This window comes from Sorangium sp. So ce119 (assembly GCF_051524405.1).
Taxonomy (GTDB): Bacteria; Myxococcota_A; Polyangia; order Polyangiales; family Polyangiaceae; genus Sorangium; species Sorangium cellulosum_G.
Map to the genome: position 1 here is coordinate 7,634,144 of NZ_CP150310.1, position 11,627 is coordinate 7,645,770.

Genomic DNA, 11,627 nt, shown 5'->3' on the forward strand with positions numbered 1-11,627 from the left:
AGGTCAAGGTCGAGGGGCCACGACCGGCTGCGACCTGCTCCGAGTGGAATTACGAAGCACGACCGGCAATCGACAATGCATTTTTCCGCACCGGGACGACCCGCCGCGCCCACCCTGGCCGGCGCTGGAACCCTCGAGGTCTGCGGAACGAGTCGATCACCCTTTCCGGGAAACCCACCGGCCTTTCCAGCAGGTCGACGACCTCTGGAAAGAACCCGATCGGCATGCGCCAGCACGAGGGCGACCCGTTCCAGAAAGCCCGGGGGGCATCTCCGGGCAAGTCGGCGACCTGCCGGGGAACCCTCCCGGCATCGCCCGCAGGTCGGCGACCCGTCCGGGGACCCTCCGGGTATCACCGATGGGTCGCCGACCCGTCCGGCAACCTTCCCGGCGTCGCCGACAGGTTGCCAACCCGTCCGGCAAGCCCAGAACCTCTCGCAGCGCGGGCGCCGGCAAGGCGCATGTGGAAGCTCGTCGACGGGCCATCATGGCCCGGTTGATTGCATGGCCGACCCCGGTGAGCACCGCCAGGGCCACACCGAGCGCAATGGGCGGGCGATGATGGTGATGCACCGTCCGTTCGATCTCGCCTTGCTGCGCCTCCAGCGCGGACGGCCGAAAGCGTCGTCGACACAGCGCAACCCTGCTGCGCGTGCAGCCGGCCGGGCACAGATGCCCTGACGAATGCCTTGAGCTCATCATAGGCAAGGGGGTATCGACTCAAGATCAGCGGTTGACTCGGTCCGCAGCGCCATGGCCTCCTCGGTGCGAGGGAGGCTGCGATGGCGCTCGTTCTTCGACGCGTTCTCCGGACGATCATCCCGCTCTTGATGTTTCTCGCTTGCGTGCTCGCGCAGGGAGGATGCCAGTGCATCTTCGGCGGCCCGCCCCTGGAGCCGCCCCCCGGCCTCGTCGCCTGCCGGACCCAGGGCACACACGGCCCTGCGACGCCCCGCCCCGCGCCGGAAGTCGAGACCGTCGCCGCCGGCACCATTCCGGGGACGTTCTCCGTCTCGAGCACCGGGGAGGCCGTGGTTACGATGGAACTGACCACCGTGCCCTCCCGCGCGGGCATGGGACCTCGGCTCCAGCTCGTCTATCGCAGCGATGGCGGCGACGGCGTGCTCGGCGCCGGCTTCTCCATCGCAGGGCTCTCCGCGATCACGCGATGTCCGAGCACGCTCGCGCAGGACGGGGAGATCCGCGGCGTGAGGTACGACGGCGAGGACGAGCTCTGCCTCGATGGCCAGCGCCTCGTTCCGGTGGGACAGGCGCCTGGGATCATCGAGTACCGGACGTTTCCGGATACCTTCGTCAAGGTGGTCGGACACTACCCTCCCGAAGGGGCTGCGCCCGCCGAGGCGCTCTTCTTCGAGGTGCACCTGCCGTCCGGCCGTGTCGTCGAGTACGGGCGCACCGAGGGCAGAAAACCCCTCGCGCGGGGCGGCGTCCCGCGCGCGTGGCTCGCAAACAAGGCCCGCGACGGCCGCGGCAACGGCATGACGTACACGTATTGCGTCGCCGAGGCGGAGGACGGCCATGCCGCCGAGTACGCGGTGGACGAGATCCGCTACACGAGCTTCGAGGGCACGCCGTCGCTCGAGCCTTCCCGAGCGGTGCGCTTCGTGTACGGGACGAAGGACCCGACCGCCATTCGCACCGGCTACGCCGGCGGCATGGCGCTCCAGCGCTCGCTTCGTCTGGAGGAGATCCAGATGCTCGGCCCGAGCGACACCCTGGTCCGGCGCTACGGGTTCCGCTACGAGCTCAACCCGGCGACGAGCCGCACGCTCCTCACGCAGGTCGAGGAGTGTGCGAGCGACGGGGTTTGCAAGCCCGCCACGCGATTCCTGTACAGCCGTGCCACGCCCGGGTTCAAGCGACTCACGACGGACATCGACGAGCCGGTCTCGGAGAGAGCGAGTCCGATGGTGTTCGACCTCGACGGCGATGGGCGCGACGACCTCGTGATTCCGGACATGGTCGCGGCGCTCAGCACACCGAGCAACCCGATCACCGCGTGGTTGGCGGCGCGAAACCTCGGGCCCCGCGCATCGCCGTCCTTTTTCGCGCCGGCGGAGCTCGCCTTCCTCGAAGAGTGGCCCACGGTCGCCGATCCGATCGGGCCCTCCGACCCGGCCACGCTTCAGCCCGAGCTCGGGACCGTGCTGGACTACGACGACGATGGGCGGATGGACGTCCTGCTCCACGACGTTTACGGTGCCGAGGTCACGTGGCATGTGCTCCTGTCCCGGCCGGACTGGACCTTCGCGCTCCATGACACGGGCATCCGCAGGCCCTTTCCGCTCAAGAGCACGCCTGCGCCGCCCACCTTGAGCAGCCCCGGCGCGTCGATGCACCTCGCCGACGTGGACGGCGATGGCGCGCCGGATCTGATCCAGTGCGAGGACCACGCCCGCGAGGGGCAGGCACCGCTCCCGCTTTTTGCCGTGTGGACCGTCCACATCTGGCGGCCCGCACGCGGCGGGACGCCCGCGGGATTCGACCCCAGGGGCGAATCGATCGAGCTGCTCACCGGCTATCCCTGCGATACGGAATTCCATACGCTCGACGTTGACGCCGACAGCAAGATCGATCTCATCGTGCCGTCCTTGAAGCGGTTCGGTGACGGGACGGTGCTCACCGGATCGAGCTACGACGCGATCATGCGCCGCGGCGATGAGCGCTGGGAGGTGCTCGACACCGCGCTACCTGTCGCGGGCCCCGGGGGCCGCGTGGTCTTCCTCGACGTGAACGGCGATGGCCTGCCTGATGCCGTCGAATCCGGCTTCAACCACCACCAGCTCACCACCTACGTCAACACGGGGCCGACCTTCGTGTCCTCGCCGTTCCGTACCGTCGACGCGTTCAGCTTCGGCGACCTGCTGGGTTTACCGGACCAGGACGCGTTCTTCCGGTTCGCCGTGCCGCTCGACTTCAATGGCGACGGGCGGCAGGATCTCCTGATGCCCGTCCCTCCGGGCATGCTGCTGGGCGGCTCCGATGCGCTGCCGTCGTGGGCCGTCCTCCTGGCGACGGGCGACCGCAACGGGCCGACGTTCACGCTCGTCAACCCGCAGGTGCCGTTCGAGGCCAGCCTCGGCGATGCCATCACCCTCGCCGATCCACGCGGGCCGCGCACCGGCGACGTCGACGGAGACGGGGCCCAGGACGTCATCCTGACGCTCGGCGGCGTGTTCACCATCTTCCAGAGCCTCTCGGCCGATCAGGATCTGCTGGTCGCGATCTCCGACGGAATGAACGCCCACGAGCCGACCGAGCCGGGTTTCGTGCCCAATGTGAGCATCTCGTACGGACACCTGACCGACGCGGCGGCGGCGGCGGACGACAGCGCGGAGGATCCGGCGCGGGAGAGCCCGCTCTACCTCGCGCGTTCCGGCGCGGCGGACGACTGCGGCCATCCGCGCCGCTGCGTCGTGGGACCGCGACGGGTGGTCAGCGCATACGCCCTCAACAACGGCGCGGATCGACAGCGGCGCTTCGAGGTCAGCTACCGCGACGGGCGCTATCATCGGCTGGGCAGGGGATTTCTCGGGTTCGGAGAGCGGATTGTCACCGATCTGGACACGGGCGCCGCGACGCTCGATGTCTACGACCACGTCACGTACGACGACGAGCTCCAGGTCTTCCCCTTCGCGGGGCGCGTCCTGCGGACGTGGCGCTGGGCGCCGGGGTTGACTACCCAGCCCAGGCCGGAGCAGATCGAGCTCTCGTTCGTCGACATGAAGCGGACGCTCGTCCCGACGAACGACGGCGCGACGTACTTCACGCTGCCGACGGAGCGCCGGGTGAGGCGAGCGCAAGGGACCTATCCGCCCCCGCGCGGCGAGCCGCCCGCGATCGAGACGTACGTGCGGCAGGTCGAGGGCGGAGGCGGCGGCGCGACGCTGCTGCGCGACTCGGTGTCGAAGGTGACGGAGTTCGATGACTTTGGCAACGTGCGCGCCGAGGAGGCCTCGACGAGCGGCGTCGATCTCACGTTCAACGTCACGCGGACGTTCAAGAACGACACCGAGCGCTGGGTCCTCGGCCAGCTCGAGACGCAGGAGGAGTGCAGCGCCGCAGCGGGCAGTTCCCGGTGCCGGACCCTCACGCGGACCACGACGATCTACGGCGAGGTCGACACCGAGTCCACGGAGAGCGACGACGGCCTGCCCGACACGAAGCTGAAGGTCACCACCACGCACGATGACTTCGGCAACATCATCGGCGTCACGGCGGAGGACGCCTTCGGCCACCGGCGCACATCCAGCGCGGAGCTCGACGACGAGGGCATGTTCCCCGAGAGCTACGTGAATGCGGCCGGGCACACGACGATCGTTGAGTACGACGACGCGCTCGGCGTGCTGCTCAGGCGTGTCGATCCGAATCAGCTCGTCACGGAATGGCAGGTCGACGGCTTCGGGCGCCTCGGCATCGAGCGGCGCCCGGACGGCACCACGACGACGATCGCGCTCTCGCGCACCAAGGACGGTGGCCCTAACCAGGACGCCTGGCGTGTGACGGAGCGAAGCACCACGACCGGCGGCGCCGACGACACACTCGAATTCGACAGCCTCGGTCGCCCGATCCGGTGGTGGTGGCACGCGCCCGAACCGGAGGCGGCGCAGGGCTCGAGCGAGGCGAAGCGCATCATGCAGGAGATCGGGTACGATGCGCTGGGCGAGCACATCGCGCGGCGCTCGGTGCCGGTCAGCGAAGAGACGCCCGAGCGCGAGAGGCTGTACGAGCGCTACGAGTACGACGCCCTGGGCCGCGAAGTGCGCACCACGACGCCGTGGAGCGCGGTCACGACGACGGAGTACGATGGCTTGCTCGTGCGCGTCACCGACCCGCTCGACCACGTGACCGTGACCGCGCAGGATCCGCTGGGACGAACCGAGTCCATCACCGATGCAGCCGACGGGATCACCCGCTACGGTTATGGCCCGTTCGGCTTGCTGCACGCGGTCACCGATCCTGGCGGCGCGGTGACGCGCATGACGCGCGACGCGTTCGGCCGCGTCCGGCAGCTCGACGACCCCGATCGGGGCACCACGCGCTCGATCCACGACGGCTTCGGCGAGCTGATGTCGTCGACCGATGCGCTCGGGCGCGAGGTCACGTGGGCCTACGATGCGCTCGGCCGACCCGACTCGCGCGTGGACCGGCACGGCGCCGAGCTTCTGACAACGAAGTGGACCTGGGACACGGCGGCGCACGGGATCGGCAAGCTCCACACGCTCGCGAGCCCGGATGGCGACAAGACATACGGGTACACCCGCTTCGGCCAGATCGAGACGATCACGCTCCGCATCGAGGGAGAGGGCGCTCCCCTGGAGGCCAGCCTGGGCTACGACGATCTCGGCCGTGTCGATACGGTCACGTATCCTGCGCCTTCCGGCGCGGCGTCGTTCGTCGTGGCCCACGATCACGACGCGCACGGCCATGTGCTCGCCGTGCGTGACAGCCAGACGAAGGACGCATACTGGCGCTTGACAGACGTGGACGACGCGGGGCGCTTTCGAGAGGAGGTGTTCGGCAACGGCGCGATCACGACGCGGAGCTACCACGCCGACAAGCAGCGCCTCGGACGCGTGGTGACGCAGAGCGGCGCGGCCGACGTGCAAGACCTGGACTACGGGTATGACGATCTCCTGAACCTCACACACCGCACCGATGCGCTTCAGCGCCGGAACACGACGGAGCGCTTCCGGTACGACGCTCTCCAGCGGCTGACCTGCGCGTACTTCAGCGAGGCGGAGAGCGCGTCGGCGCCTTGCGCGATCCGCTACGACCACGCGCCGAACGGCAATCTCACCTTCACGTCGGACGCCGGCACGCTCGCCTACGACGATCCGTCGCACCCGCACGCCGCCACCGGCGCAGCGCTCGTCACGGGCAGCTTCGGCTACGACGCTGTCGGAAACCAGATCGCGCGCCCCGGCGGCACGGCCGTGCGCTACACGCCGTTCGACCTGCCGGAGCGCATCACGCAAGGCACGAGCACGGTCACGTTCGCCTACGACGGCGACCAGCAGCGGATCCGCAAGACGACACCCGAGAAGGAGACGCTCTACCTCGGCGATCTCTACGAGCGGGTCACCGAGGCGGCGTCGGGCACCGTGGAGCATCGGTACCACGTGCACTCGCCGGAGCGGGTCGTGGCGATCGTCACCCGGGGAGGGGCGGAAGACGGCGCACTGTACGTGCACGTCGACCACCTCGGCTCGGTCGATGCGCTCACCGACGAGGACGGCGGCGTGATCGAACGGCGGAGCTACGATCCGTTCGGGCAGCGGAGAAACCCGATGTGGGGAGAGCCCGCGCCGGCATCGTTCGCGAACAAGACGACGCAGGGGTTCACCGGGCACGAGAGCGACGACGAGCTCGGGCTCGTGAACATGAAGGGCAGGATGTACGATCCCAGGATCGGCCGGTTCTTGACCACCGACCCGATCGTTTCGATTCCGTCCTTCGGGCAGAGCTGGAATCCCTACAGCTACGTGCTCAACAGCCCGCTCAACCACGTGGATCCGAGCGGCTTCGAGCCGGAGTACCCGCTTCCGGTCGATCCCAATTACGAAGGCTACCGCGATGATCCCGAGGTGCAGCGTATCCTGACTTGCAGCGGGATCGAGTGCCTCAAGACGGTGCCCAGCCCGGTGGAAGGTTCGCGTGAGGCTGCCGAGGTCGGAGCGGCGGCGCCGCCGGTCGACGTCAGCACGACCGGAAGCGCGTCCGGGCATGTGCCGCAGCCGGTGACCACAGCGCCGATCGACTGGTCGCAGAACCCTTATGTGCAGCTCGAGGGAGGGTTCGTCGCCGGGTTGTTGCTCGGGGTGGTTCCTTTCGCCGGCGTCGGGCACGGGTTGCTGGATGTCGCGGGCGTGCTGGCCCATGGGACCCAGGAAGCCAGGATGGGCCTGGCCATCGGGCAGATCGTGGGTGGGCTCGCCGTCACGATCGGGGGCTTGACGGGGGAGGTCTTCGGGGGCATCACGAGCGCCACCGGCATCGGCGCCGCGATCGGTGTGCCTGCGATCGCCGTGTCGACCGGGCTCGTCGTCGGTGGGGTCGGGAACATCGCGGCGGGGATCCAGGGGCTGTCGCAGGCGCTGATGTCAAGCGGGTCGGGCAGGACGGGCCCGCAAGGCACGCCCTCGACCTCGAGCGGCGGAACGAAGGCTACGGTCCCCTACAAGCGGCCGAGTGGCGCCACCACACCGGCCCAGCGGGCATCTGTGCAGGGGAAGCCTTGCGTGGATTGCGGCGCAGTCACGCCTAAACAGGTTGCCGACCACAAGACGCCACTGGTAAAGGAACACTATGCGACGGGCACTATCGACAAGACACGCATGAGAAGCGTCGACGCTGTGCAGCCGCAATGTCCGACCTGCTCTGCTCGGCAGGGTGCCGACATGAGCAGGTACTCTGGTGGACAGCGTCGACTTCTGGAAGGAGACTAGCCATGAACGTGGACGAGACGACGCGCGCGCAACAGGAACTATGCAAACGCCACGGCGCAGAATTCATTGCTTCGCCGCCGCAATTGAAGATCGGAATCGCGCGGAACGTGCGCGAAGGGTTGCTGCCTGTCAACGGTCTTCGGCACCAACCGACAGGCGACACTACCGGTTGGTACATTTGGGCGGGGGAGGAGTTGAGCGACGATCCGGAGTTCTTCGTTCCGTTGCACGTTGCGCACCTCGTAGAATGGTGCCCCATTGCCTTTCGCTTCCTCGGTCTTCCTCCCGGGTGGCGCTTCCTCGTCGCTGATGAGTATGAGGATGTCTGGAAGGATCCGTCGTTGCTGAATGAGTAGTACCTCGTCGCCCAGGGTCGTCCCTGATTGAATGTGTGGCGAGAATGCGCGCGCCGAGGGGGTCTCGACGAACGGCGTCGACCTCACGTTCAACGTCACGCGGACGTTCAAGAACGACACCGAGCGCTGGGCTCTTGGCCAGCTCCAGACGCAGAAGGAGTGCAGCGCGGCGGCCGGGACATCGCAGTGCCGGCCCCTCACGCGGCACGTTCCCCGAGAAATACGTGAATGCGGCCGCCACGCATCCCTCGTGGCGTACGACGACGCGCTCGGGTTGCTGCTCAGGCGGGTCGCCCCGAATAAGCTCGTCACCGAGTGGCAGTGCGACGGCTTCGGGCGCTTCGGCGTCGAGCGGAGCTTCGGACGGCGAAGTGGACCTGGGACACGGCGGCGCACGGGCTCGGTAAGCTCCACACGCCCACGAGCCCGGATGGCGACAAGATGTACGGGTACACCCGCTTCGCCGAGGTGCAAGACCTGGACTACGGGTATGACGATCTCCTGAACCTCACACACCGCACCGATGCGCTTCAGCGCCGGAACACGACGGAGCGCTTCCGGTACGACGCTCTCCAGCGGCTGACCTGCGCGTACTTCAGCGAGGCGGAGAGCGCGTCGGCGCCTTGCGCGATCCGCTACGACCACGCGCCGGACGGCAATCTCACCTTCAAATCGGACGCCGGCACGCTCGCCTACGACGATCCGTTGCACCCGCACGCCGCCACCGGCGCAGCGCTCGTCACGGGCAGCTTCGGCTACGACGCTGTAGGAAATCAGATCGCGCGCCCCGGCGGCACGACCGTGCGCTACACGCCGTTCGACCTGCCGGAGCGCATCACGCAGGGCGCGAGCACGGTCACGTTCGGCTACGACGGCGATCAGCAGCGGATCCGCAAGACGACATCCGAGAAGGAGACGCTCTACCTCGGCGATCTCTACGAGCGGGTCACCGAGGCGGCGTCGGGCACCGTGGAGCATCGGTACTACGTGCACTCGCCGGAGCGGGTCGTGGCGATCGTCACCCGGGGAGGGGCGGATGACGGCGCACTGTACGTGCACGTCGACCACCTCGGCTCGGTCGATGCGCTCACCGACGAGGACGGCGACGTGATCGAACGGCGGAGCTACGATCCGTTCGGGCAGCGCAGGAACCCCGTGTGGGGAGAGCCCGCGCCGGCGTCGTTCGCCAGCAAGACGACGCAGGGGTTCACCGGGCACGAGAGCGACGACGAGCTCGGGCTCGTGAACATGAAGGGCAGGATGTACGATCCAAGGATCGGGCGGTTCTTGACCACCGACCCGATCGTCTCCTTCGTGTTCTTCGGGCAGAGCTGGAATCCCTACAGCTACGTGCTCAACAGCCCGCTCAACCACGTGGATCCGAGCGGGTTCGAGCCGGAGTATCCGCTTCCGGTCGATCCCAATTACGAAGGCTACCGCGATGATCCCGAGGTGCAGCGTATCCTGACTTGCAGCGGGCTCGAGTGCCTCAAGGCGGTGCCCAGTTCGGTGGAAGGTTCGCGTGTGGCTGCCGAGGTCGGTGCGGCGGCGCCGCCGGTCGATGTCAGCACGACCGGAAGCTCGTCCGGGCATGTGCCGCAGCCGGTGACCGCGGCGCCGATCGACTGGTCGCAGAACCCCTATGTCCAGCTCGAGGCAGGGTTCATCGCCGGGCTCTTGCTCGGGGTGGTCCCTTTCGCCGGCGTCGGGCATGGGCTGCTGGATGCCGCGGGCGTGCTGGCCCATGGGACGCCGGAAGCCAGGATGGGCCTGGCCATCGGGCAGATCGTGGGTGGGCTCGCCGTCACGATCGGGGGCTTGACGGGGGAGGTCTTCGGGGGCATCACGAGCGCTACCGGAGTCGGCGCGGCGATCGGTGTGCCTGCGATCGCCGTGTCGACCGGGCTCGTCGTCGGTGGCGTCGGCAACATCGCGGCGGGGATCCAGGGACTGTCACAGGCGCTGATGTCGCAGGGGTCGGGGAATCAGGGACCGCAGGGGACGGTGCCCGCCGAAGGGTCGATAGGTCCAGTTCGCAATGTGCATCTGGCCGGCAAACCACACCCAAAGACTGGGGTCCCATTCGACAAGAGCGGATACCCAGACTTCTCATCATATCGGCATCCGAATGTTGCCGACGTTCGAATCGAGCTTTCCGGTTCGCGATCGACGGACTTCGCGCGAGCGAACGCCGCGGCTGGGCTGAAGGAAACTCCCGCTGGGTACACATGGCACCACCACCAGGCGGAGAATGCCAACAGGTTTGAGACAGGCCGGACGAGAATCCTATGAGTGGATCGCGCGCAGGGGCGCGTTCCGGCTCTGAGACCCGAGCGGTCGAGGTCGGGGCGGCCGCGGCACGGCGGTGGGCGTGGCGCCAGGTTCGGGCGCGGCGCTGGTCGTGGCCGTGTGCGTTGGCGCCGCGGCCTCTCCGGCAGCATCGTCAACGGACAGCGGGTTGATGGCTACCGAAGCGGGCGGCCTGCGCACGACGGGTGACCCGTTCGGGAAGCGTTCCGGATGCGCGGCGTAGGCCGCGTCCAGGGCGACCTGGCGCCGAGCCGCGACATCTTCGACTCGGCCGTAGAATACATCAGCAGGTGTGAAGAGCGCAAGTCCAGAATGCTGGTGAAGGTCGTTGTACCAGCTGAAGAACTCCTGGCACCACGCTCGTGCGTGAGCCAGCGAGGCAAAGCGGTCCGGATAGTCTGGCTGGTACTTGAGCGTCTTGAACTGCGACTCGGAGAAGGCGTTGTCGTCGCTGACGTGAGGCCGGCTGAAGCTACGAACGACGCCGAGGGAGCCGAGGAGCTGAGCGAGCCCCTCCGACCGCATCGCGGAGCCGCGGTCGGCGTGCACCGTGAGCGAGCCGGGCTCGACGCCGTGGCGGGCGACGGTCTCTGCGAACAGGTGCTCGGCGAACTCTGCGCTCTCGCGCTCGGCGAGCAGCCAGCCGACGGTCATGCGACTGAACAGGTCGAGGACGACGTACAGGCAGTAGAAGACCCCAGGGAGCGGCCCGCGCAGCTTGGTGATGTCCCACGTCCAGATCTGGTTGGGAGCCGTGGCGGTGAGCGTCGGCTTGGCGTGCGCCATCGGTCCACGCTGGGCGCGCCGCTCCCCGCTCTCGCCGGAGGCGGCGAGCAGCCGGTACATCGTGCGGATGGAGGCGAGATAGACGCCGCGCGACAGCAGCGTCGCGTAGACCTCCGGCGGGGGCTGGTCGACGAACTCCTCGCTATGCAGCACGTCGAGCACGGCTTGCCGCTCGGGGTCACCGAGCCGGCATGGGCTCGGAGCGGGCTCGGGCAGCGCCGGCGGCTTCGCGGGCTGGGTCTGCCGGTAGAGCGTGGCGCGGCTGACGCCGAGCGCCGCACACGCCTGCGCGATGGGGACGTGCGGGTCATCGAGCTCCTCGATGACGTCCATCAGCGCTCTTCGTCGGTCGTGAGATTGACGCCCAGAATGGCAGAGACTTTTTTTTGGAGGTCGATGAGCTTCTCAGCGAGCGCGAGCTTCTCCTCGAGCCGCGCCGAGCGCTTCTCGAGCTCGGCGATGCGCCGGTCCTTCGCGTCGTGCTTCGGCTTGCGGCCGGGCTTGCGCCCCGCGAGAGCCTCGCTGCCGTGAAGGGCGAGCTGCTTGCGCCACGCCGTCAGGAGGGAGCTGTAGATGCCCTCGCGGCGCAGCAGCGCCTCGATGTCCCCGCGCTGGGTGCACGCGGCCGCCGCGCGAACGATGCGCAGCTTCTCCGCCGCCGAGAACTTCCGCCTCTTGCCCGGCTTCGGCACGCTCTCGACGGCGG

General features: G+C 68.3%; 5 protein-coding genes. 3 read left to right on the top strand and 2 right to left on the bottom strand.

The window, feature by feature from the left end; translation table 11 throughout:
- Window positions 1-782: 782 nt before the first annotated feature.
- From WME76_RS28780 to WME76_RS28790, 3 genes are all read left to right on the top strand, one after another.
- Entirely contained in the window at window positions 783-7,469 is a 6,687-nt protein-coding gene (locus WME76_RS28780) for an RHS repeat-associated core domain-containing protein (protein WP_437955463.1), read from the top strand.
- 2 nt (window positions 7,470-7,471) lie between these two features.
- Window positions 7,472-7,825 (top strand): immunity protein Imm33 domain-containing protein, encoded by a 354-nt coding sequence (locus WME76_RS28785; protein WP_437955464.1) that lies wholly within the window; start codon window positions 7,472-7,474, stop codon window positions 7,823-7,825.
- Window positions 7,826-8,266: 441 nt separating this feature from the next.
- On the top strand, window positions 8,267-10,117 hold the full coding sequence (locus tag WME76_RS28790) for an RHS repeat-associated core domain-containing protein (RefSeq protein WP_437955465.1): 1,851 nt from the start codon (window positions 8,267-8,269) through the stop codon (window positions 10,115-10,117).
- Here the strand turns inward: WME76_RS28790 and WME76_RS28795 are convergent.
- Both WME76_RS28795 and WME76_RS28800 read right to left on the bottom strand, forming a co-directional pair.
- Window positions 10,112-11,254 carry an IS3 family transposase gene (locus tag WME76_RS28795; RefSeq protein ID WP_437955466.1) on the bottom strand — a complete coding sequence of 381 codons (1,143 nt, stop codon included), beginning with the start codon at window positions 11,252-11,254 and terminating at the stop codon, window positions 10,112-10,114. The two genes, WME76_RS28790 and WME76_RS28795, sit on opposite strands and share 6 nt — an antisense overlap.
- Window positions 11,254-11,613: a transposase gene (locus WME76_RS28800; RefSeq protein WP_437955467.1), complete on the bottom strand. Its 360-nt coding sequence runs from the start codon at window positions 11,611-11,613 to the stop codon at window positions 11,254-11,256. The genes WME76_RS28795 and WME76_RS28800 overlap by 1 nt, the downstream gene beginning before the upstream one ends.
- Window positions 11,614-11,627 lie beyond the last annotated feature (14 nt).

Coding starts and splice junctions, on each gene's coding strand:
- WME76_RS28780 (WP_437955463.1), top strand. CDS start 783: ATGGCGCTCGTTCTTCGACGCGTTCTCCGGACGATCATCCCGCTCTTG.
- WME76_RS28785 (WP_437955464.1), top strand. CDS start 7,472: ATGAACGTGGACGAGACGACGCGCGCGCAACAGGAACTATGCAAACGC.
- WME76_RS28790 (WP_437955465.1), top strand. CDS start 8,267: ATGTACGGGTACACCCGCTTCGCCGAGGTGCAAGACCTGGACTACGGG.
- WME76_RS28795 (WP_437955466.1), bottom strand. CDS start 11,254: ATGGACGTCATCGAGGAGCTCGATGACCCGCACGTCCCCATCGCGCAG.